The organism is Pollutimonas bauzanensis (genome assembly GCF_040393045.1).
Classification (GTDB): domain Bacteria; phylum Pseudomonadota; class Gammaproteobacteria; order Burkholderiales; family Burkholderiaceae_B; genus Pollutimonas; species Pollutimonas bauzanensis_A.
Map to the genome: position 1 here is coordinate 12,845 of NZ_JBEBUX010000016.1, position 23,225 is coordinate 36,069.

Consider the following 23,225-nt stretch of genomic DNA (forward strand, 5'->3'; position numbering starts at 1 on the left):
GGTTTTACACGTAGTCTTTGTACTTATCGAGCAGGCGCACTGGCTTGGACAGGGCATCGCGACGGAACGGGTCGCCCAGCTCTCGGGTACACATGATTTCGATAATCGTGGTCTTGCCTTCATTCATTTGCATGTCGATGGCTTTCTTCAGTGCCGGACCAACGTCTTCCAGCTTGTCCACCACGATACCTTCCGCGCCCATGGCCTTGGCAATATCTGCAAAGCTTTGGTTGTCGAGCTCACCGGCAACAAATCGACGGTTGTAGAAGTCGACCTGGTTTTTCTTTTCGGCGCCCCATTGGCGGTTGTGGAACACCACTGCGGTCACCGGGATGTTGTGGCGTACGCATGTCATGGTTTCCATCAGGCTCATGCCCCAGGCGCCGTCTCCGGCGTACGAGATGGCAGGGCGGTGTGGCGCTGCGACTTTGGCGCCGATGATGGTGGGGAAGGCGTAGCCGCAGTTGCCCCAGCTCATGGGTGCGAAGAAGCTGCGTGGTTTCTCGAAGCGCAAATAGCTGTTGGCCACCGAATTGATGTTGCCGATGTCGGTCGAGACCATGACGTCCGCGGGCATGGCCTTTTCCAGCTCGCGCAGTACTTGGCGTGGGTGCAGATAGTTGCCGGGTTCTTTGCTTTGCTCTTCGATCATGTCGAGGCTGAACGGATCCTTTTCATGAGTCCATTCGTCGAGCTCTTTTTCCCAGGCTGCTTTTTCGGCCTGAATGTCTTTGGCGCGTGCTTCCTTGGTGGCGTCGCAGACCAGTGTCTTGCCTTCCAGGCGCTGGGTCAATGCGACCGCAGCCGCTTTGGCGTCGCCGCAAATCCCGACAGTGATTTTCTTGACGAGGCCCAGCATTTTGTTGTCGGCGTCGATCTGGATGATCTTGGCGTCTTTGGGCCAGTAGTCCATACCGTGCTGAGGCAGTGTGCCGAATGGCCCCAGGCGCGTGCCCAGTGCAACGACGACGTCGGCCTTGGCGATCAGTTTCATGGCTGCCTTGGATCCTTGGTAGCCCAACGGGCCGCACCACAAGGGATGGCTTGCCGGGAAGGAGTCGTTATGCAAGTAGCTGTTGACGACCGGCGCGCCGAGACGTTCTGCAAATGCCTTGCATTCTTCGACGGCATCGCCCATGACAACGCCGCCGCCCGAGATAATGACGGGGAACTTGGCATTGGCCAAGAGCTCTGCGGCTTCGTTAAGCTTGCCTTCGCCGCCTGCGCCACGATCCAGGCGCTGGGGTTGTGGGATCTCGGTCTTGATTTCGCCGTAGAAGTAATCGCGTGGGATATTCAGTTGTGTCGGACCCATTTCCGACATGGCGCGATCGAAGCAGCGGCCAGTGTATTCGGCCATGCGCGCAGGGTGTGTGACGTGGCCCTGATATTTGGTGAATTCCTGGAACATAGGCAGTTGATTGCCTTCCTGGAAGCCGCCCAAGCCTATGCCCATGGTGCCCGCTTCGGGAGTGATGATTACGACCGGTGTGTGGGCCCAGTAAGCGGCGGCAATAGCGGTTACGCAGTTGCTGATGCCGGGGCCGTTCTGGCCGATGACAACACCGTGGCGGCCGCTGACGCGGGCATAGCCGTCGGCCATGTGGCCGGCGCCTTGTTCGTGAACGACGGGAATGAGGCTGATGCCGGCTGGAGCAAAAATATCCATGGCATCCATGAAGGCGGAGCCCATGATGCCGAACATTTCAGTAACGCCGTTGGCAACTAGCGTTTCTACAAAGGCTTCAGAAGGTGTCATCTTCTGAGGCCCGGTCACTGGAGCGTTGGTAGTCGTGGTCATGGCTGTATTCCTGTGTGAAGAGGTATAAGTCGGAGCCTGTTTCGTTATCGCCGAAGCTGGGTGACTTATAGATAATGAAATGATTTATTCCGATATTTGTTATTTATTTGCATTCTATCTGTGAAAAATAAAAAGTCAAACAAATATCTCGTTTACGGAACAAATAGTTTCGTTTGGCCGGTATTGGGTTTTTCAACTGGCTTATGCGAAACGTTGCCACTGGCCCTAGACCCAGAAGGCGCCATCTCCTACCTTACATAGGTAAATCTTGAACTATGCATTTGTATGCGGGAACCAAAGGGAGATAGCAGTAATGTCCAATGAAAAATTGATACAGACCATTCAGGCTTTCGGAGATGCATGGAATCGCCATGATATCGACGCCTTGATGTCTTTCATGCACGAGGATTGTGTGTTCGAAACGGTCGCAGGGCCCGAGGTCTATGGTTCGCGCCATGAGGGCGTTGCCGCTGTGCGCAAGGCGTTTGAGGCAGCCTGGCAAACCATACCGGATGCGCAATGGCTGAACGCTTCATGCTGGGCCGCTGGAGACCATGGCGTCATGGAGTCGACATTTACCGGCACCGCGGCGGATGGTTCCTTGATTGAAGCCAATATGGTCGACCTGCTTGAATTCCGGGACGGCAAGATCATCCTGAAAAATGCATTCCGCAAGAATCGTCCGCATTTGCCCGCCAAAGTCTAAGGCAGAAAAATTCCGTATATGAACTCATGGAGTAATAATGGCTGCCAACCCTGAAATCACGGATCCCTTGCCATCGGGATCTTTTAAAGAAAGCCCTTACGATCCCCGTTACGATCCGTTGGTGTCGGCCACAGGCCGTGGACAGGCTTACGCGCCTACCTATTGGGTGGGTACGGCCGGTACGCCGCCTGAGGACGACGGTCCGGTAGATCACGACTTTGATGCAGATGTCGTGGTGATCGGATCAGGCTTCACGGGCTTGGTAACGGCATTGAATCTTGCCCAGGAACATGGCGTAAAGGCAGTCGTTCTTGAAGCCAACCGGGCGGTGTGGGGCTGCACCAGCCGCAATGGCGGGCAGGGGCAGAATGCGTCCGGCCGGCTTTATCGTTCGCAGTGGATACAGCGCTGGGGCCTGGATACGGCTAAACGGCTGGACGCCGAAATACATGGCGGTTTTGAATACTGGAAAAGCCTGGTCGACACCATCGATTGCGATGCACAGCCTGGCGGCCATTTGTACACCGCACATCGTCCCAAGAAAATGGCTTTTCTGGAAAATGAATGCCGTGTCATGAAAGATGTGTTTGGGTATGACACGCGCATGTTGAGCCGCGAGGAACTGCATGAACGCTATGTCGCCGACCAGGAGGCGGCAGGGGCCCTGTATGAACCCGATGGCGTCGGTGTGCATCCCTTGAAGCTTGCCTTTGGCTACATACGCAAGGCGCGCGCGCTGGGCGTAAAAATTCACCCGGCCAGTCCGGTGCTGGGTTGGGAAACCATCAACGGCGTGCATCATTTGCGTACTCCTGGCGGTGTGGTTCGCGCTCGCCGGGTCGCTGTAGCGACCGGCGGTTATACGCCGCAGGGCCTGCACAAGTCGCTTAGCAACAAGATCATGCCGATTTTGTCGAACTCGATGGTCACCAGGGTGCTGACACCGCAAGAGCGTGAGGAGGCCGGGCTTAAAAGCACGACATTCATCACCGATACGCGTACCCTGCGTTTCTACTACCGCTTGTTGCCCGACGGTTCTATGCAGATAGGAAGCCGCAGCGCATTGACAGGCGCCGATGCGCAAAATAGCCGTCATCTGGATCTTCTTAAAGAAGGCCTTTACCGCAAGTTTCCTACTCTGCGCAATATTCCTATTGCGTACTCATGGTGGGGATGGGTGGATGTCAGCCATGACATGATGCCGCGCATTACGCAGCCGGATCCCAAGGAGCAAGTCTTCTATGCTTTTGGATATGGCGGCAATGGGGTTTCTTTCTCGGCCCACGCAGGGCGTCGCCTCGCGGAAAGAATAATGGGCAAAGATGGAAAGCACTGGGATTTGCCGATCTATAATTCCCCCTTGCCAGGGCACTTGTTCGCGCCGTTCAGGCGGTTAGGCCAGGCCATGCTGTATAAGTACTATTATTTGCGCGACGAACGCTTTTAAGTTGCAGACGCCTCTTTGTCGGGGCATCTGGCTTTTACACTAAGCCCGCCTTATGGCGGGCTTTTCGCTTAAGGTACGGCTTCGCATACGTAATTCATCATTTGAAATTTAAGGTTAGGCAGAATGTCAGGACAGTTGTTTATCAGTACGGACGATACGCGCACGTTGTTTTCGCAAGCGATGTCCGGGATGTATCGAAAAGAAGTGCCTCAGTACGGCACCCTTCTGGAGTTGGTTAAAGCAGTCAATGAGCAGGTATTGTCCGACAGTGCCCTGAACCATCATCTGAGCAGTACAGGCCAGCTGAACAGGCTGGATGTAGAGCGTCACGGCGCTATCCGGGTAGGCACGTCGCTGGAATTGGCGACTTTACGCCGCTTGTTTGCTGTGATGGGTATGTTCCCCGTTGGTTATTACGATTTGACGGTTGCCAGCGTCCCTGTCCATTCGACTGCTTTCCGGCCGATTGACGAAGCTGCATTGGCCAAAAATCCGTTCCGCGTATTTACATCATTGCTCAGGCTGGAGTTGATTGATGACCCCGCCTTGCGCGAGACGGCCAGGTCTACGCTGGCAAAACGCAAGATTTTCACAGAGCGCTGTCTTGAGCTGATTGCGTTGTTCGAGCAGCAGGGTGGCCTGGATTCGATGCAGGCTGAAGAGTTTGTTGCAGAGGCGTTGTTCACTTTTAAATGGCACCATGACGCGACCGTCGATGGGCACACGTACGACTTGTTGCGCAAAGCGCACCCGTTGATTGCCGACGTCGTATGTTTCAAGGGACCCCATATCAATCATTTGACCCCTCGTACGCTGGACATAGACGAGGCGCAGGCCAGTATGCCCAAATATGGCATTACGGCAAAAGAAACCATTGAAGGTCCGCCACGCCGCAAGTGTCCTATCTTGTTGCGTCAGACCAGCTTCATGGCGCTACGGGAGCCTATTTTCTTTACGGACCAGAACGATTCGAGTGAAGGCACGCATACGGCGCGTTTCGGTGAAATCGAACAGCGAGGCGTGGCCCTGACGAGCGCTGGGCGAGCACTGTACGATGAGCTTACTGCCGCCGTTCGCGAGCAAATGCAGGGTGTCGCCAAAGACGCATATGCCCAGACCTATCAGGCAACCTTGAACAAGGTCTTTGAACGTTTTCCAGACAGTTTCGACGCCTTGCGAAAGCAAGGGCTGGCTTTTTTCTATGCCCGGCCTAATGATGAGGTCCTGGCGGCCAAGCCGGTTTCCGCAGGCCTGGGTTGGGATGAACTGGTGGAGCAAGGCTACGTCCGCTTCGACCCAATCATCTATGAGGATTTCTTGCCAGTCAGCGCCGCAGGTATTTTTCAATCTAATCTGGGCGCTGAAAATAGCGAGAAAGATTATAAAGTTGTGGCGAATCGCACCATGCTGGAAGATGCTCTGGGCGCAGCGGTGCACGACGAGATCGCTTTGTATGCGGCCCTGGAACAACACGCCAGGGCGCAAACCGAGCAAGCTTTGGGGCTTGTTTAAGCGTCAGGGTATAAGTTGCGATAAACCCTGGCCAGGCGTTCGATCCCGGCCGGGATTTTTTCGTTGCTGATCGAGCTGAACCCCATACGGATGAAATTGTTATTGCCGTGCCCTGGGTGATGGAAGAATACCTTGCCCGGCTCTATGACTACCCCTTCTTTTAATGCCGCCACCGCCAGGTGCTCCGTGTCGACATGGGCAGGGGTTTTCACCCAGCAAGACGACCCGCCATTAAGAGGCACGAGTTCGAACTCGGGCAGCCATCTTTCCATGGCCTCTTGCAAGGATTGGGCCCTGTCCCCGTAAAGTACGCAAAGACGCCGCAGCAAAGAGTGATGGTGCCCCAGGGATATGAAAAGGGCGAATGCCCTTTGAATATATGCCGAGGGATGGCGCAGCATCAAGCGCCGCAAGGCGCGCAGTTCGTGGGTGAGTTCTTTCGGCGCGACGATGTAGCCGATACGCAATCCGGGAGCGAAGCTTTTCGACAGGCTGCCTACGTAAATGACCCGCCCATTCTTGTCCAGGCTTTTCAGAGCCGGGGTCGGGCTGTTGTCGTAGCGGTTTTCGGTTTCATAGTCGTCTTCGATAATGATACTGTCAGACTTTTCAGCCAGCGCCAGAAGGGCTTCGCGTCGTTCCAGCGGCAGTGTGACGGTCGTCGGGCACTGATGGCTAGGGGTGACAAAAATATAATTGCAGGCCTCGAGCGCCGGGGTAATGCAAAGGCCATTTTCGTCTATCGGCAACGATAGCAAGCGTTCGGTACGGTGGGCGAAGGTATTGCGGGCATCCGGGTAGCCGGGGTCCTCCATACCGACAACCGTATGATTGTGTATCAGCAAATCGGCTAACAGATACAGCGCATGCTGCGCGCCCACCGTCACGACAATTTCGTCTTTTTCGGCCCAGACGCCACGGCGGGGTAACACCTGAGTGCGGATTTCCTCGATCAGTGCAGAGTCGTCGCTGGTGATCAGGTCGGGAGCCCAACTGCGGATATCCAGTACCGATAGCGCTTTGGTGCAGCATTCGCGCCATTCGGCTGTAGGAAATTGCGAGGCATCGAACTGAGCATAGACAAAAGGGTAAGGCATGCTTTGCCAGTCGGAGGGCTTGACGATATTACGCTGCCGGGAGGGGTGGAAGGCCATGCGTTGGCTCCACGTTGTCGCAGTAGGGGCGGGACGGTTGTCCTCGGCCTGGGGCTGGGCATGGCCGACATGGCTTTTGAGGACATCATCGGCGACAAAGTGCCCACTGCGCTCCCGCGAGACCAGATAGCCTTCAGAGACCAGTTGCTGGTAGGCAAAGACAACCGTATTGCGGGCGATTTTCAGGTTTTCTGATAACAGGCGGCTGGAAGGTACAGGCGCGCCCGCTGGAAGATGCCCGGACAAAATCGCCGATACCAGCATCTGGCGTATGCGGCCTTGCAGGCTAAGGTTCGAATCGCCGCTGACACGCTCGAAAAGAGATGCCCATAACACTGCGGAGATAGGAGCAGTAGGCGATTGCATATTGCTTGATTCCCATGTGGAAAGCTGGATTGCCAGGCTGGCTGCGTCAATCCGTTGAGGTTGATTATAGTAGGCAAGCGCAGACAAGGCCTTATCCGGGTGGCGGATAAGGCCTTGCTGGTCGAAAGATGACGGAACTGGTTGTTGCCGGCGTATCCTGAAACGTTTAGACCTTGCCTTTCCAGGGTATCAGGATTTTTTCCAGGTGGCGCAACAGTAAGTCGAAAATCAGGGCGAAAAAGCCGATAACCAGAATACCCATGATAACGGTGTCGCTCGCAAGGTACTGGGCGGCATTCAGCACCATGAAACCCAGGCCGCGCGCAGAGGCCACCATTTCCGCGGCGACCAGGGTGGTCCAGCCTACGCCGATGCCAATACGCATACCGGTAAATATTTCGGGCATGGCCGCTTTAAGAATCACATGCGAGATAATCTGCCGGCTGGATGCGCCCATGGCGTAGGCGGCGTGGATTTGCTCTATGGACACTGACTTGACGCCGGAGCGCGCAGCAATGGCCATAGGTGCAAAAATAGCCAGATAGATCAGGAATACTTTGGGGAATTCACCAATGCCGAACCAGATGATGACCAAGGGCAGATAGGCCAGCGGCGGCAGGGGGCGGTAGAACTCGATGACCGGATCGAACAGGCCGCGAACAATGCGGTTTACGCCCATCATTACGCCGATCGGCACTGCCGTAACCAGAGCCAGGGCGAAGGCGCCCATGACGCGGCCCAGGCTGGCGCCCGTATGTTGCAGCAACGTCGAATTGGCGACGCCTTCTGTCATCGCCTCGATGAATTTGTCGTAGACCGCGAAGGGCGAAGGCAGGAAAATCGGCTTGATCCAGCCCATGCTGGTAACCAGGAACCACAGCGCTATCAACACCACGCCCGTCATAAGACTGATGAAGTTGCTATGGCCGGCCCCTGGAGCCCCGTAGACTTTGCCAGGCGTTGCGGGTTTGCCCAGAAATAGCTTTTTAGACATGGGCGAGTTCCGGTTGGCCGGCGGCCCGTTCGTCGCCGTAGATGATCCCAAGGATAGTTTCACGCATCCGGATGAAGTCTTCGCTTGATTTGATTGCACGGGCGTCCCTCGTTTCCAGAAATCGCTTATTGAAATCCAGATCATAAGTGTGGGTGATGCGCCCCGGCCGGGGCGACATAACGATGAGCCGGGAGCCCAGGAAAAGGGCTTCTTCGACGCTGTGGGTAATGAAAAAGAACATTTTGTTCGTGTGCTGCCATACGTCGAGCAGCAGTTCCTGAATGGTTTCACGCGTGAGCGCGTCCAGGGCCGCCATGGGCTCGTCCATCAGCAGCATTGCAGGGTCGCAGGTCAGAGCCCGTGCAATGCCGACGCGCTGCTGCATGCCGCCTGACAACTGGTAGATCATGTGCTGGTGGAAATCCTGCAATCCGACAAGTTCGAGGTTTCTTGCCGCAATCTCGCGGCGTTTGCTTTTTCCGACGCCTTGAAGTTTCAATCCGAATTCGGTGTTTTCCAGGACATTCAGCCACGGCAGCAGGGCATGCTTCTGAAACACGACTCCGCGGTCGGAACCGGGTCCTACAATCGGCTTGCCACCCAAGAGCAGCTCACCCTGGGTGGGCGATAGAAATCCGGCCAACAGGTTCAGCAGCGTGGTTTTCCCGCAGCCTGATGCGCCTAGCGCCACGACAAAGTCGCCCGAATTGATTTCTAGATTGACGTCCTTCAGGGCAATGACTGAACCGCCGTGCTGCAATGCGGGATAAGTGACATTGGCCCCTCTGACGCTAAGGTTGGCCATGGATGCTGTCATGCTGTTGACTCCTCGATACTGGGTGTACAGCGGGTCTGACAAGATGGTGCCTTGTTCAGACTCGCTGATACGGGTACAAATAAGTTACTTGGCTGCCGCTGCGGCGTACGATCCGTTAACAAACGATGTGTAATCAGCCAACGGTTTGTCTATCTGGCGTTGCGTCTTCAGGAAATCGGCGCTGGCTGTTAGTGTCTTGACCGCGCCACTGTCCTTGCCGCCACCCAACCATGTCGTTGAGGCTTGTTCCTGGGCGTTAGGGAAAATCAGCAGTTTGAGCGCTTCGGCAACGTCGTCGGGCTTGCCGCCTATCATCTTGATAATGCCTTTGACGTCGGGCGAGTCTGCCGTCATTTTGGCGCTATTGTCGTTATAGTTTTTGTATGAGGTGGCCAGGACTTTGGTGAATGCAGCCATGAATTTCGGATTCTTTTTTGCCCAGTCCTTATCGGCCACCAGGCCATCGAAAGTAGGGACGCTTTTTTCACCGATCTCTGCCGAATCGGCAATCGTGGTGCCGGTTTTTTGGATCTCAGTCAGCGCTGGAGGCCAAACGTAGGCAGCATCAAGGTCGCCGCGCTGCCAGGCCGCCACGATTTGCGGTGGCTGCATATTCAGGATTTGAATTTTCTTGGCATCGATATTCCAAATCTTGCTTAATGCAACCAGCAGGTGGAAGTGCGAAGTCGAGACAAAAGGCACCCCAACTTTCTTGCCGACCAAGTCTTCCGGCTTGGTGATGCCGGAACCGTTACGCGCAACCAGGGCTTCAGACTTGCCGATGTTGTCCAGAATCCAGAAAAGTTCGATATCGACGCCACGTGTCGCAGCGGCGGTAATGCCGGTGGAACCCAGGACGCCGATCGGTACATCGCGCGAGGCAAAGGCGCTGGAAATATCGCCGGCTGAACTGAACTGGCGCCAGTCGATTGTGTAGCCAGCTTCTTTGGCCGCCTTGTCGAAGCTTCCATCCGCGATGGCGCTGACAAATGGCCCCACGATTTGCTGGTAGCCGACAACAACTTTAGTTTGAGCTTGTGCACCGGCAGCACCTAGACCGAGCACTCCAGCGGCAACACTTAACAGGGCGAATTTTCGGGCACGTTCGAATAAGGGATTCATTGTCTGCTCCATTCAGGTGATCGCGACACTTTATGTTTATAGGGTTTGTGTAGTTGTGTCGCCGATTGAATGGATAGTGCCTATAGTCCGCTGCTGCGACTAGGTCCAGTTGATTTTATTAGATAGGACCAGTTCTTGGCCCCATGCTTTGATAATTCTCAATGAAAACAAGGGTTTTGGCGGGTTTTTGAGAGAGGCTGGCAGGTTTGCGCTGGCCTGCCTTAAGGGTAAATGCCGATGCCGCTGGACCCATTTTTTTCAGGTGGCCGGATAAAAAATGGCGCAATCGCCAGCGTTGAGGGGTGATCAATCCCTGTTAGGCCAGCTTTTGCACCATTTTCAGCCCTGCGCTATGGGCGGGCAGCCCAAAGCCATGGTGGCGTTTCTATCCTTGCATACCGCCCAAGCATACGTATTTGAGCTCCATGAAATCGTCCATGCCGTAGACCGAGCCTTCGCGCCCCAGGCCCGACTGCTTGACGCCGCCGAAAGGGGCGACTTCGTTAGAGATCAGCCCGGTATTGACCCCGACCATGCCATATTCCAGCGCCTCGGCTACCCGGAAAATGCGGCCGACATCTCGGCTGTAAAAGTAGGACGCCAGTCCGTATTCGGTATCGTTGGCAAGCTCGATGACATGGTTTTCGTCCTTGAACTTGACGACTGGGGCTACGGGCCCGAAAGTCTCTTCACGCATGCACAGCATATCTTCGGTAATGCCGGACAAGACCGTGGGCTGGAAGTAACGCCCGCCCAAGGCATGGGGTTGGCCGCCAATAGCCACTTTGGCGCCCTTGGCAACCGCGTCCTCGACATGTTCCCGGACTTTCGCCACAGCTGCCTCATCGATCAGGGGGCCCTGCGTTACCTGGTCGGCCAGGCCGTCGCCTACTTGCAGTTTGCCAACCTTGTCGGCCAGCTTTTCGACAAAGGCGTCATACACCGCTTCATGTACATAGAAACGATTCGTGCAGACGCATGTTTGGCCGGCATTGCGATATTTGGAAATCATCGCGCCCTCGATGGCGGCATCCAGGTCGGCGTCTTCGAACACGATAAAGGGGGCGTGACCGCCAAGCTCCAGGGAAAGCTTCTTGATGGTTGGCGCACTTTGCTGCATGAGTATGCGGCCCACAGCCGTAGAGCCGGTGAATGTCACTTTTTTGACAATAGGACTGGCGCACAGCACTTTGCCGATGGCGATCGAACGCTCGCTGTCCGCGGTAATGATGTTAAGTACGCCTGCCGGGATGCCTGCGCGCTCGGCCAGTTCGGCAAGCGCCAGCGCGGATAAAGGCGTTTGTTCGGCGGGCTTGAGCACGATAGTGCAGCCGGCCGCCAGTGCCGGCGCTACTTTGCGCGTGATCATCGCGTGGGGAAAATTCCAGGGTGTAATGGCTGCGCACACGCCAATAGGCTCGCGCATGACAAGCATGCGGTTGGCGCTGCTGGGTGAAGCCATGATGTCGCCGCTTACCCTTTTTGCCTGTTCGGCGAACCATTCCACAAAGGATCCGCCATAGGTGATTTCACCTCGGGATTCGGCTAGCGGCTTGCCTTGCTCGAGCGTCATCAACTGGGCGAGATCTTCGGTGTTCGCGATGATAAGGTCGAACCAGCGGCGCAGGATGTTTGCGCGATCCTTGCCGGTGCGCGCCCGCCATGCCTTGAATGCTTTGTTGGCAGCGTCGATGGCTGACTGCGCCTGGGCCGCGTCCAGATTGCTGACTTGCGCAATGACCTGTCCATTCGCAGGATTGTCGACTGCGAAAACGCTGTTGTCAGCCGCATCAGTCCAAAGTCCGTTGATGTACGAGCGGGTTTTATATAAGGAGGGATCGTTCAGGTGGATAGGTGGCTGGGTAGTCGTCATGGCTTTCAGGAACCTGCGTGGAGGATAGCTGGGAAAAAAGGGTAAGCATTTACCCCGTACGTTCTAAAGATGCGAAATTGTTCTGCCGCCTTTACTCGGGCAGGGCGGGAGCGTAGTCGAGCTGATCGGCGAACTCGGTGCAGAAGGCGGTGATGTGTTGCATGACGACATCAGGGTCATCGGTAATGGTCAGCAAATCCAGATCCAGCGGGCCGATAAGCTTGTTAACCAGCAGGTTGTCTTTAATCCATTCGATGAGTCCGGCCCAGAATGTGGCGCCTACAAGAATGATGGGTGCCGCGGGTACTTTCCGGGTCTGAACCAATGTCATGACTTCGAAGAGTTCGTCCAGAGTGCCGAACCCGCCAGGCATGGCGATGTAAGCAGCACTGTGCATGAAAAATGTGGCTTTGCGCGAATAAAAGTAATCAAACGCGAGGCTATGTGTCTGGAACTTGTTATTGGTGGTTTCGTGGGGCAGATTGATATTCAGGCCGACGCTTTTGCCGCCGGCCTCGAAAGCGCCTTTATTGGCCGCTTCCATGATGCCGGGGCCGCCGCCGGCAATAACCGTAAGCCCGGCCTTGGCCAGGCGGGCTCCTATTGCCTCGCTTAATGCATAATAGGGAGACTCGGGTTTAATGCGGGCGCTGCCGAAAATGCTTACGCCCCAACCTATTTCTTCCAGAGTGCTGGCAGCTTTCTGCATCTCTGACATAATTCCGGGAATCTGCTGCATCGCCGGCATACGGACTATTTTATTGTTTGACATGAAAAAAACCTTGTTACTTGTTGATGGGTCGAGCTATTTATATCGAGCCTTTCACGCGATGCCTGACCTGAGAAACGCCAAGGGTGAACCGACTGGTGCCTTGTATGGTGTCATCTCCATGTTAAGGAGACTGTTGCAAGATTACAAGGCAGATTACGCTGCCTGCGTGTTTGACGCAAAAGGCAAGACATTCCGCGACGAGATCTACCCTTTGTATAAGGGCCATCGGCCGTCCATGCCCGAGGAGCTTGCCGCCCAAATAGAGCCCATACATCGGGCGGTAGCCGCTTTGGGCTGGCCCGTTCTTACCGAGCCGGGCGTAGAGGCGGACGATATCATCGGCACCCTGGCGAACTGGGCGACGCGCGAAAACGTGTGCACAGTGATTTCGACCGGCGATAAAGATCTGGCTCAACTGGTAAACGAACACGTCGAGTTGGTCAACACCATGACTAACGAGAAGCAGGACATCGCCGGCGTGATGGCAAAGTTCGGCGTCAAGCCAGAGCAGATTGTAGACTTTTTGATGTTGACCGGCGACGCGGTCGACAACATCCCCGGTGTGCCTAAAGTGGGCCCTAAGACAGCGGCCAAATGGCTGACTGAATATGGAACGGTCGACGCCCTGATCGCCAATGCCGATGCCATCAAAGGCGTGGCAGGTGAAAACTTGCGTGGGGCTATTGCCAACTTTCCGCTAACCCGCCAGTTGCTCACCGTAAAAATCGACTGCGAGGTGCCGTCGCTGGTAGGCGGGCTGGCCGATTTGGTTCCCAAGCCGCAAGATCGCGATACCTTGGTGGAGTTATACGATCAATATGGCTTCAGAACGTGGTTGCGTGAACTCAGTGGCGACACTGAACGTATTCCCCAGCAAGATAGCCGCCAGGCAGCGCAGCTGCCCCAGGCGCCGGTGGAAACTTCCTATGACACAGTGCTGGACTGGGCTGATTTCGATCGATGGCTGGCTGCAATCGAAGCTGCTGATCTGGTCGCGGTAGATACTGAAACGACTTCGCTGGATCCGATGCTGGCCCGGCTGGTGGGTGTGTCGCTGGCGATCAAGCCAGGCGTGGCCTGCTATATACCGGTCGCGCATCGGGGGACCGATCAGGTCGTGCAGTTGCCCAAGCAACAGGTGCTTGAACGCTTGCGCCCTTGGCTGGAAAGCCGCGAAGCCTCCAAGCTGCTGCATAACTCCAAATACGACGCCCATGTTTTTGCGAACGAAGGGATAAACCTGGCCGGCATTACGGAAGACACCATGCTGCAGGCTTATGTGCTGGAATCGCACAAACGCGTGAATTTGCAGGAATTGGGCGAGCGATGGCTGGGCCGCACCGGAACGACTTTCGAGGATTTGTGCGGCAAAGGCGCCAAGCAAATTTGTTTCGATGAGGTCGACGTCGAAAAGGCGGCTTACTATGCCAGTGAAGATGCCGATTTCACTTTGCAATTGCACCAGGTCTTGCGTCCGCAGGTCGCGGCAGATGCCGGGCTTGAAACCATCTATAAATTGGAAGTCAAGGCATCGCGGGTGCTTACAGCGATCGAACGTAACGGTGTTGGACTGGATGCGCATGTATTGGCCATGCAAAGCCACGAACTGGGGCAGCAACTATTACTGCTGGAAAACAAGGCCTATGAACTCGCCGGCCAGCCCTTTAATTTGAATTCGCCCAAGCAGTTGGGGGAAATCCTGTTCCAGCGCATGAATTTGCCGGTCATTCGCAAAACTGCAAGCGGTGCGCCGTCTACCGACGAAGACGTCCTCAGCAAGCTTGCTCGCGACTACCCATTGCCGGAACTTCTGCTCGAATATCGCGGACTGGCCAAGCTCAAGTCTACGTATACCGACAAACTGCCCAAAATGATCAACGCGACAACGGGGCGAGTCCATACACGTTACGCACAGGCCGCGGTTATCACAGGGCGCCTGGCGTCGTCCGACCCCAATTTGCAGAATATTCCAGTACGCACGGCGGAAGGGCGGCGGGTTCGGACTGCGTTCATCGCTATGAAAGGGAAAATCGTTTCCGCCGACTATTCGCAAATTGAGTTACGGGTCATGGCGCATGTATCCAATGACGAAAACCTGCAGCGCGCTTTCGCACAAGGCGAAGATATTCACCGCGCCACGGCATCTGAAGTGTTTGGCGTAGCGCTGGCTGACGTGTCGTCAGAACAACGCCGGGCCGCCAAGGCCATTAACTTCGGCTTGATCTACGGCATGGGCGAATTCGGCCTGGCTTCCAGCCTGGGCATAACCCGGGACGCCGCCAAGGCATATATCAATCGGTACTTTGCGCGATATCCCGGCGTAGCCATTTATATGGACGAAACCCGGCGCAAGGCGCGCGAACAAGGCTACGTAGAGACCGTATTTGGCCGACGACTTTGGCTGCCGGAGATACGTGGCGCCAAGGGGCCGCGTCTGGCTGCTGCCGAAAGAGCCGCCATTAATGCGCCCATGCAGGGCACGTCGGCTGATCTAATCAAAATGGCCATGGTCGCCGCCCAGGAATGGATTGAAGAGCAAGGGCTGCAAACCTTGATGGTCATGCAGGTGCACGATGAATTGGTTTTCGACGTACCGACAGACGAGGTTGAAACCGTAGTACAGCATTTGCCGGGGCTGATGTGCAATGTCGCCGAGCTTAGCGTGCCTTTGGTGGCGGAAGTCGGCGTCGGACCTAATTGGGAGCAGGCTCACTGATTTTTCCATGAACTGACTTGTTTTTAAGGAGTTGCCATGTCGTTTTCCCCCATTACGGGCAGCGCTGAAACCACGGTGCATACCAGCGCCGACGGTTTGCGCCACGGGCTGGTCGATATGCCGACATTCGACGGGACGATACCTGCTTATTTCGCAGTCCCCGCCGATGCCGCGCGTCCACCGCTGGTGCTTGTCGTACAAGAAATATTCGGGCTGCACGAGCACGTTCGGGACGTGTGCCGGCGTTTTGCAAAGCAAGGCTATATGGCTGTGGCGGTAGAGCTTTACCAACGCCAGGGCGATGCGGCCAGCTATACAGATATGCCGCTGTTGATCAAGGACATCGTATCGAAGGTGTCGGATGAGCAGGTGCTGGCTGATCTGGATGCCAGTGTGGCGTGGGCCAAGGAACAGGGTGCAGACACTGCAAGGCTGGGTGTGACCGGCTTTTGCTGGGGCGGGCGCCTGACATGGATGTATGCGGCGCATAATCCGGATTGCAAGGCCGGGGTGGCATGGTACGGCAAACTTGCCACGGGTCACGGGCCCTTGCAGGTGCAAAATCCGATTGATGTGGCGGGTAAGCTGCATGCTCCAGTGCTTGGCTTGTATGGCGCCAAGGACACCAGTATCCCACTGGCGGATGTACAGAGTATGGAAGCGGCACTTGAGCAGGGAAGCACCGAGGCCCGGGCTTCGGAAATTGTGGTCTACCCTGAATCGGGGCATGCATTCTATGCCGACTACCGACCGAGCTACAACGCTGCCGATGCCCAGGATGCCTGGGCTAAAGCCCTGTCGTGGTTTGGCCGATACCTGGCCTGATGCCGCGTTGCGGCACCAGGCATGCGTGCCTTAATCCAATACGTTTTCGCTGTCGCGCAGGCGGTTAGGCAGCAGCTCGTCGTGCTTGGCCAGGACGGGGTAGGCGGCGGCTTCGACCAGATAAGAGTTGACGGTTTTTACGTCGCGCAATATGTCGAGATAAAACGACCCTCGCTCGGCCTGGTCAAGCTGCCCCGATTTGATACTCTGCAGATGCTGTTCTGCCGCGTTTGCTTCAAGTTCGCGGAAATGATCTTTTTCGTACGCCAGGTATCTGGCGCTTTTGACATCTTCGGCCATGAACAGCGCTGCCGTCTGGCGCTGATTGCGTATCAGGCGATCCAGTACTTCGGTCAGTTCATCGCGCTGTTGTTGGCTAAAGGACCAGCCTTTTTTGTAGAGGCTGCTGGCGTGTCCCAGTAGCCCGTTGGTTGTAATGCTGGCCGCGTGCGCGATACTTCCGGAAAATGCCAGAATTTCATCGCGGCGGCGGTGATCTTCTTTGTTCATGGCATCCTGGTCCAGCGTTGCAAGGTAAGTGGTGATCAGCCCGTCGAGGCGATTGAGCCCATTGTTGATGTAGCGGGCCTGCGTAATGCGATGGCGGTTATCGCGCAGGAAGCCGGCTCGTGCCATGCCTAGCAAGCTTTGCAACATATCGGCCAGGCGCAATGCCTCGCGCGCGGCATTACCTAAAGCAATTGCAGGGACTTCGTGTGCCGACTCGTCGAGGTATTGTGGCCGTGATGGGTCGTTGGGGTCGGTGCGTTTAGGCAGCAGCCTGATCATCAAACGCGAGTATGGCGTCAGCAATGGCAAGAAAATGAGCGCCGTAACGACATTGAATAAGGTATGGAAATTAGCGACCGCGCGGGCAGGATCCGATGTCAGGCCGCTCATCAGGGACGGTAGCCACGGAAGGAGGGTAAGCGCCAGCACGCAGCCGGCCACACGCGTGCCCAGGTTGCCTATTGGCAGGCGCCGGGTAGCGGGGTCATTGTCGCTCGAGCCTTCAAGTATAGGGTTGATGGATGTGCCCAGATTTGCCCCAAGCACCAGGGCGAACGCCAGGGTAGGGCTGACCAGACTGTGGCTGGCTAAGGACATGATCAACACCACGACCGCGACGCTGGAATGTGCAGCCCACGCCAGGATGGTGGCCAGCAATAGGGCGATGACGGGTTGATCCGACAGTGCATCAAGCAGGATCTGCAGCAATTCGGAGCTTTGCAGCGGTGCAAATAATTGAACCAGCTGGTGCAGCGACATCAACAGCAAACCCAGGCCTATGAACACGCGCCCAAGGTCTCGCCGACGGCTGGGCTGATGCCGCCGGAACAGCCATACCCCTACAAGAATAAGCGCGGGCGCCAGCGCCGTCAGGTTGAATGACAGCAATTGCACGATGATGGTGGTGCCCACATTGGCGCCCAGCATAGCGGCTAGCCCCGGGGCTAGCGCAACGAACCCGCCAACTGCGAAGCTGGTGATCATCAGGCCTGTCGCAGTGCTACTTTGTATCGCCGAGGTAATCGCCAGGCCGGTAAGGAAAGCGCGCCAGCGCGTACCCAGAGCATGGCCCATCCATACGCCCAAGGCGGCGCCAAAGGCGCGCTGCACGCCGGTTTGCACCATGTGCACGCCCCATAGCAATAATGCTATGTAGCCGCCAAAATCAAGCAGGGCAAATAATTCTTTCATGGCTGCATGATAAACCAGCAGTCATGCAATGATTAAATTCGTTGTGCAGCGTGCAGGGCGTTAATACGTGCCTGAATCGGGGGGTGCGATGCGAACATTGCGCTGATGGCGCGTTTGCCCGAAATGCCGGAAGCCTCGAATGTTTTAGGCAGTTCGCCCGCCTCGACGCCGCCCAGGCGGGCCAGGGCGCGAATCATGGGCTCGCGTGAACCCAGCAGGTTGGCCGAGCCGGCATCGGCGCGGTATTCGCGTTGGCGCGAAAACCAGGCGACGATGATTGATGCCAGGATGCCGAATACGATTTCGCATGCGATGACTGTTGCGTAATAGCCCATGCCGACGCCGCGGTCGTTCTTGAGCACCACGCGGTCGACGAAATAACCGACGATGCGGGCAAAGAAAACAACAAATGTATTGAGTACCCCTTGTATCAGCGTCAGCGTGATCATGTCGCCGTTGGCAACGTGGGCGACTTCATGGCCTAGTACTGCGGCGACTTCTTCCTCGGTCATGCTGGTCAGCAAGCCGGTGGACACGGCAACCAGGGAGTTGTTCCGGGAAGCGCCTGTTGCAAAGGCATTAGGTGCTCCTTCGTAGATGGCGACCTCAGGCCTGCCTATGCCGGCACGATCGGCCAGTTGGTGGACCGTATCGACCAACCAGGCTTCTTTGGCATTGGCGGGTGCTTGCGGATCAATGACTCGCGCCCCGGTGCTTTGCTTGGCCATCCATTTACTGATCAACAGCGAAATAATAGAGCCGGTGAACCCGATGATGGCCGAGAAGATCAGCAACTGGGTAAGGTCCAGACCATTGGCGGTCATGAAGCGACCGACGCCCAGCACGCTCATGGATGCGCTGAGCACAATCAATACCGCAAAGTTGGTGAGCAAAAATAGGAATATTCGTTTCATGTTTTATATTTTCCGGCTTGGCCTGCGATCAAGTTGGACTATGTATATGGGGGACGGTTCCCTTATTTAAAGTTCCCGTGACCTTAAAATTTGAAAACAGCAGAGTATAGTATCGACTTTGTAGTTTAAATCTGAAATTCGGTTGATTACATGCAGTCTCTGTGGATGTTACTGGCGAGTATCATGTTTGCTGGCATGGGAGCCTGTGTAAAGGTGGCCTCGGATTACGGGGCATCACTACCGCACGTGGTGCTGTTTCGCGGTATCCCCTCGGTGCTGCTTCTGTTGTTCTGGGCGCGCCTGACCCATCGTACGCTACGGCCAGCAAGCTGGAAACTGCACATCTGGCGAAACGTGTCCGGCATTACTTCCATGTGGCTGGGTTTCTTCGCCATATCGCACCTGCCCTTGTCAACGGCCATTAGCCTGAACTATACGGCCCCCTTATTCATCGCCGGCTGGATGCTTGCACGGGGCGGAACTCAGCGCGACCCTGTTCGCATCATGGCAGTGCTGTTGGGGTTCCTGGGTGTTATCGCGGTATTGCGCCCCAGCATAGGGCAGGATCATTGGTTTGCGGCTGCGCTAGGCTTGGGCGCGGGTGCCTTGTCAGCGGTGGCCATGATGCAAATACGCGAACTTGGCCGTGTTGGCGAGCCCGAGTGGCGCACGGTATTGATATTCTCTTGTGGCGTATGCCTGACTAGCCTGGTAGGGCTTGCGGTCGAGGGGTGGCGCTATATCAACCCCCTTGCCTGGGCTGCGCTGGTGGGGGTCGGGGTATTCGGACTGGTCGGGCAATTGGCGATGACACGCGCGTTTGGACTTGGTTCAGCGCTTTTGACAGCGGCCTTGCAATACACCACTATTATCTTTGCTGCGTTGCTCGGTATTGTTTTTTGGGACGATTTGCCCGACGCCATAGCGTGGGGCGGGATGGCCCTGATCATCGCCTCGGGACTGCTGTCCATTTGGCGCACTTATAGCGAAGATCGCATTATGCGCGGCCAAGGTAGCGAAACCTCGAAGGCCAGCGCGCAGATTAACGAACAGGAGGCCCGACGTGTCTGATTTATTGTTTGATGCCCGTTCACTGGTGGGCAAAATACCCTCGTCCAATTTTCTGGTTTTTGATGTCAGGCACGATCTTGCCGATCATAAGGCGGGCCGGGCCGCGTACGAGCAAGGGCATATTCCGGGTGCTATCTTTCTTGATCACGAGCGCCAGTTGTCGGGGCCAAAAACAGGCAAGAACGGCCGTCATCCTTTGCCAGCCCGTGCCGAGTTCGGCGCGCTTATGCGCAGCCAGGGGCTTACGCCTGAGTCGCAAGTGGTGCTGTATGACGGTGGCAATGGGATGTATGCGTCGCACGTATGGTGGATGCTGCGTTGGCTCGGGCACGATAAGGTTGCGGTCCTGGACGGGGGCTGGCCTGCATGGCTAAGCGCCGGAGGGGCTAGTGAAACCAAGGCCAATGCGCCGGTAAGCGCCAGCGAACAAGGCTTTGCCGAGCAAGCCGCCATGCCAACGGTTGATGCGCAGGCTGTGCTGGCCAATATCGATAGTCCCGCCTTCACCGTAGTGGATGCACGCGCGGCCAATCGCTATCGGGGTGACGTCGAGCCCATGGACCCCGTGGCAGGCCATATCCCGGGCGCCTTGAACCGCCCCAGTTCACTGAATGTACAAGACGATGGCAGATTCAAGCCCGCAGCGCAGTTGCGCGACGAGTTCGAGCGCCTGTTGCCGGACGTGCCGGCCCAGAATGTCGTGCATCAATGTGGTTCGGGAATTTCGGCCTGCCATAACCTGTTTGCCATGGAGCTGGCAGGGTTATCGGGCTCTGCTGTCTACCCAGGGTCGTGGAGCGAATGGTGCAGTGAACCGGCGCGTCCGGTTGCCCGGGGGCAGGGCTAAACTGCGGCGTTGCCCATTTGTCGACGGTACCACTCGTGGAAGTGCTGCATGCCGTCTTCCATGGGTGACTGGTAAGGCCCGGTCTCGTTAACGCCTCGGCGCATAAGCGCCCGGCGGCCAGCATCCATGCGTTCAGCAATTTCATCGTCTTCAATGGCGGTTTCCATATAGGCTGCCCGTTGCGCCTGCACGAATTCACGCTCAAAGGCTACGATGTCTTCGGGGTAATAAAACTCCACGATATTTACGGTTTCCTGCGGGCTGACCGGGTGCAGCGTCGACAAGACCACCACATGGGGATAGAGTTCTATCATGTGGGTGGGAAAGTAAGTGACCCAGACCGCGCCGAACTCGGGTGCTTCGCCGCCCCGGTAGTCGGTCAGGCGATCATGCCATTGCCGGTATGTGTCGGTGCCCGGTTGCTCCAGCTCTTGATGCACGCCGACGCGCTGCAAGCTATACCATTCGGAAAATTCCCAGGCCAGGTCATCGCAGCTGACGAATTTACCTAGCCCCGGATGGAATGGTCCTACGTGGTAGTCTTCCAGGTAGACTTCAATAAAAGTCTTCCAGTTGTAGTTGCAGCGATGGACTTCGACATGGTCGAGCACATAATCGGAAAAGTCGAATTCGGGTCGCTTGAATAATGTCGCCATATCGTGCGCCGGGTTGCGGGGCCCTTCGAATAGCAGGCCATGACAATTTTTAAGCGTAAACTTTTGCAGATTCATGCAAGGTGTTTCGGGAAATTGGGGCGCGCCCAGAAGTTTCCCTTGCTGGCTATAGGTCCAGCGGTGCACGGGGCAAACAATATTGCCGCCAGTGTCGCGCAGGTTGCCGGTATGTCCCGTTACGCTACCCAGCATGATGGCCTGCCGGTGACGGCAGACATTCGATATCAACTCCACGCCCTGGGGGTTGCGCACTAATACACGGCCTGCATTTTCTTGCGGCAAGGTGCGCCAGTCGCCAGCTTCGGGCACCAGTTTCTCATGCCCTATGTACAGAGCAGAGTTCTGGAAAATGAGTGCTTGCTCTTTGACGAAGGTGTCTTCATCAAAGTAGCTGCTGACTGAAAGTTGCGTTTGCGCCGGAGCAACGTGCGCTTCCCGACCGATGTCGGTCATAGTTCCCCCCCGCGGTGGTAAAACCAGGAGGATGGCGTGATCCTGGTGCGAAGAAAAAAGGCCTGGCCGATGAGATTTCAAAAGAGGTGGGATTGTACTGTACTTTACCTCATGCAAAACACATGGGAAAGTTCGCGTTCCGGCAAATTTCCGGGCTTCTCGTACAATTTGGGTAGGATTCAAAACAAGTGTGACGTTATGGTCCACTTATCTACTGGAATAAAGTCATGGTTGACAAGATAACGGGCACGCAGCCTCAAGCCGATACAACTGCGGATAGTAAAACAGCATTGCCGCAGGATTTCGAGACTGCTTTGGCGCAATTGGAAGCGCTGGTCGCGCAGATGGAGAATGGGTCTCTGGCGCTGGATCAGTCATTGACGGCTTACGAGCAAGGGGTCGAACTTGCCAGGATTTGCCAGCGGCGGCTTGATCAGGCCGAGCAGCAAGTGAAGGTGCTGCAGGGCAATTTGCTCAAGCCGTTGGGTGATGCACCTGTCGGCAACGAGGAGTAGGGATGGGGCGCCAACCAGTCGATTTTTCCGCATGGCTGACCGAGCGGGTAGAACATGTCGAAAACGTACTCGAACAGCTGTTGCCGTCTGACACTACGCTTCCCTCACATTTGCATGAAGCCATGCGTTACGCGGTTCTGGGCGGGGGCAAGCGCGTTCGGGCCGCGCTGGTCTATGCGGCGGGCGAAGCCTCGTTGCAGTCCGGCACGGCAGCGTCTGCGCAGCAAATTGCCTTGGACCATGCTGCCGCCGCAGTCGAATTGATTCATGCTTACTCGCTGATCCACGACGACTTGCCCTGCATGGATGACGATTCCCTGCGACGTGGGCGGCCGACGGTGCATGTCAAATTCGATGAGGCCACCGCTATGTTGGCAGGCGATGCATTGCAGCCGTTGGCCTTCGAGTTGCTGGGGTTGATGCCTATCGCGCCAGCGCTCACGGTACAGGCCACGCAATTACTGGCGCGTTCTGCCGGGAGCCTGGGCATGGTTGGCGGACAGGCCATAGACTGCGACAGCGTGGGGCATGCGCTTACGATAGAGCAACTGCAGCAAATGCATAGTATGAAAACCGGGGCTTTGCTTGAGGCCAGCGTACTGCTTGGTGGTATCGTGGCTGGGGCAGGTTCGGCCACCCGCAAGGGCCTGGAAAGTTATGCCGCAGCGGTAGGCCTGGCTTTTCAAGTGGTCGACGATATCCTTGACGTAACCTCGGACACGGCGACGCTGGGTAAGACCGCCGGTAAAGACGCTGCCGAGAATAAGCCGACTTATGTCTCGATCATGGGGTTGGATGGATCGCGTGATTTGCTTGCATCGCTGCGCGATCAGGCTCATGCTGCCCTGTTGCCTTTAGGCCCTACGGCAGCCCGTCTTGCCGGCATTGCCGACTACATTGTCGGGCGTGATCGCTAAGTGGATTTTCGCATTGAGCCGCTTGCTG

19 protein-coding genes are annotated in these 23,225 nt (G+C 56.2%); 9 read left to right on the plus strand and 10 right to left on the minus strand.

Going from position 1 to position 23,225, the window contains the following annotated elements:
- Window positions 1–4: 4 nt before the first annotated feature.
- Entirely contained in the window at window positions 5–1,801 is a 1,797-nt protein-coding gene (gene xsc / locus ABWO67_RS04325; RefSeq protein ID WP_353148028.1) for a sulfoacetaldehyde acetyltransferase, read from the minus strand.
- 313 nt (window positions 1,802–2,114) lie between these two features.
- Between xsc and ABWO67_RS04330 the strand changes: the two genes are divergently transcribed.
- The 3 genes from ABWO67_RS04330 (at window position 2,115) to hglS (ending at window position 5,466) form a co-directional block, all read left to right on the plus strand.
- Window positions 2,115–2,507, plus strand: coding sequence for a nuclear transport factor 2 family protein (locus tag ABWO67_RS04330; RefSeq protein ID WP_353148031.1), 393 nt, complete (start codon window positions 2,115–2,117; stop codon window positions 2,505–2,507).
- 37 nt (window positions 2,508–2,544) lie between these two features.
- Window positions 2,545–3,954, plus strand: coding sequence for an FAD-dependent oxidoreductase (locus tag ABWO67_RS04335; protein ID WP_353148033.1), 1,410 nt, complete (start codon window positions 2,545–2,547; stop codon window positions 3,952–3,954).
- Window positions 3,955–4,077: 123 nt separating this feature from the next.
- Window positions 4,078–5,466, plus strand: coding sequence for a 2-oxoadipate dioxygenase/decarboxylase HglS (hglS, locus tag ABWO67_RS04340; protein WP_353148037.1), 1,389 nt, complete (start codon window positions 4,078–4,080; stop codon window positions 5,464–5,466).
- Here the strand turns inward: hglS and pdxR are convergent.
- From pdxR to ABWO67_RS04370, 6 genes are all read right to left on the minus strand, one after another.
- Window positions 5,463–6,986, minus strand: coding sequence for a MocR-like pyridoxine biosynthesis transcription factor PdxR (gene pdxR / locus ABWO67_RS04345; protein ID WP_353148039.1), 1,524 nt, complete (start codon window positions 6,984–6,986; stop codon window positions 5,463–5,465). The two genes, hglS and pdxR, sit on opposite strands and share 4 nt — an antisense overlap.
- Window positions 6,987–7,152: 166 nt before the next feature.
- A complete protein-coding gene (locus ABWO67_RS04350) occupies window positions 7,153–7,980 on the minus strand; it encodes an ABC transporter permease subunit (RefSeq protein WP_353148042.1) in 828 nt (275 codons plus the stop codon).
- Window positions 7,973–8,785, minus strand: coding sequence for a taurine ABC transporter ATP-binding protein (locus ABWO67_RS04355; RefSeq protein WP_353148090.1), 813 nt, complete (start codon window positions 8,783–8,785; stop codon window positions 7,973–7,975). Before ABWO67_RS04355 ends, ABWO67_RS04350 begins: the two co-directional genes overlap by 8 nt.
- Window positions 8,786–8,881: 96 nt before the next feature.
- Window positions 8,882–9,919: a taurine ABC transporter substrate-binding protein gene (tauA, locus tag ABWO67_RS04360; RefSeq protein ID WP_353148045.1), complete on the minus strand. Its 1,038-nt coding sequence runs from the start codon at window positions 9,917–9,919 to the stop codon at window positions 8,882–8,884.
- 385 nt (window positions 9,920–10,304) lie between these two features.
- On the minus strand, window positions 10,305–11,792 hold the full coding sequence (locus tag ABWO67_RS04365) for an NAD-dependent succinate-semialdehyde dehydrogenase (protein ID WP_353148048.1): 1,488 nt from the start codon (window positions 11,790–11,792) through the stop codon (window positions 10,305–10,307).
- Window positions 11,793–11,883: 91 nt separating this feature from the next.
- A complete protein-coding gene (locus ABWO67_RS04370) occupies window positions 11,884–12,564 on the minus strand; it encodes an LOG family protein (RefSeq protein ID WP_502929961.1) in 681 nt (226 codons plus the stop codon).
- On the opposite strand from ABWO67_RS04370, the gene polA reads away from it, so the two are divergent.
- Together polA and ABWO67_RS04380 are read left to right on the plus strand one after the other, a co-directional pair.
- On the plus strand, window positions 12,563–15,280 hold the full coding sequence (gene polA, locus ABWO67_RS04375) for a DNA polymerase I (protein ID WP_353148051.1): 2,718 nt from the start codon (window positions 12,563–12,565) through the stop codon (window positions 15,278–15,280). The two genes, ABWO67_RS04370 and polA, sit on opposite strands and share 2 nt — an antisense overlap.
- Window positions 15,281–15,316: 36 nt before the next feature.
- Window positions 15,317–16,105, plus strand: a complete 789-nt coding sequence (locus ABWO67_RS04380) for a dienelactone hydrolase family protein (protein ID WP_353148054.1) — start codon at window positions 15,317–15,319, stop codon at window positions 16,103–16,105.
- Between the two features lie 30 nt (window positions 16,106–16,135).
- On the opposite strand, the gene ABWO67_RS04385 is transcribed toward ABWO67_RS04380, so the two are convergent.
- Both ABWO67_RS04385 and htpX read right to left on the minus strand, forming a co-directional pair.
- Window positions 16,136–17,806 (minus strand): Na/Pi cotransporter family protein, encoded by a 1,671-nt coding sequence (locus tag ABWO67_RS04385; protein ID WP_353148057.1) that lies wholly within the window; start codon window positions 17,804–17,806, stop codon window positions 16,136–16,138.
- A 32-nt stretch (window positions 17,807–17,838) separates the two neighbouring features.
- A complete protein-coding gene (gene htpX / locus ABWO67_RS04390) occupies window positions 17,839–18,720 on the minus strand; it encodes a protease HtpX (protein WP_353148060.1) in 882 nt (293 codons plus the stop codon).
- Window positions 18,721–18,870: 150 nt separating this feature from the next.
- On the opposite strand from htpX, the gene ABWO67_RS04395 reads away from it, so the two are divergent.
- Together ABWO67_RS04395 and ABWO67_RS04400 are read left to right on the plus strand one after the other, a co-directional pair.
- The gene (locus tag ABWO67_RS04395; RefSeq protein WP_353148062.1) at window positions 18,871–19,791 is read left to right on the plus strand and encodes a DMT family transporter; all 921 of its coding nucleotides are present in this window, start codon (window positions 18,871–18,873) and stop codon (window positions 19,789–19,791) included.
- Entirely contained in the window at window positions 19,784–20,638 is an 855-nt protein-coding gene (locus tag ABWO67_RS04400) for a sulfurtransferase (RefSeq protein WP_502929962.1), read from the plus strand. The genes ABWO67_RS04395 and ABWO67_RS04400 overlap by 8 nt, the downstream gene beginning before the upstream one ends.
- On the opposite strand, the gene ABWO67_RS04405 is transcribed toward ABWO67_RS04400, so the two are convergent.
- On the minus strand, window positions 20,635–21,765 hold the full coding sequence (locus ABWO67_RS04405; protein ID WP_353148065.1) for an aromatic ring-hydroxylating oxygenase subunit alpha: 1,131 nt from the start codon (window positions 21,763–21,765) through the stop codon (window positions 20,635–20,637). The two genes, ABWO67_RS04400 and ABWO67_RS04405, sit on opposite strands and share 4 nt — an antisense overlap.
- Window positions 21,766–21,992: 227 nt before the next feature.
- On the opposite strand from ABWO67_RS04405, the gene ABWO67_RS04410 reads away from it, so the two are divergent.
- Together ABWO67_RS04410 and ABWO67_RS04415 are read left to right on the plus strand one after the other, a co-directional pair.
- Window positions 21,993–22,280 (plus strand): exodeoxyribonuclease VII small subunit, encoded by a 288-nt coding sequence (locus tag ABWO67_RS04410; RefSeq protein ID WP_353148068.1) that lies wholly within the window; start codon window positions 21,993–21,995, stop codon window positions 22,278–22,280.
- A 2-nt stretch (window positions 22,281–22,282) separates the two neighbouring features.
- A complete protein-coding gene (locus ABWO67_RS04415; protein WP_353148071.1) occupies window positions 22,283–23,197 on the plus strand; it encodes a polyprenyl synthetase family protein in 915 nt (304 codons plus the stop codon).
- Window positions 23,198–23,225: the final 28 nt, after the last annotated feature.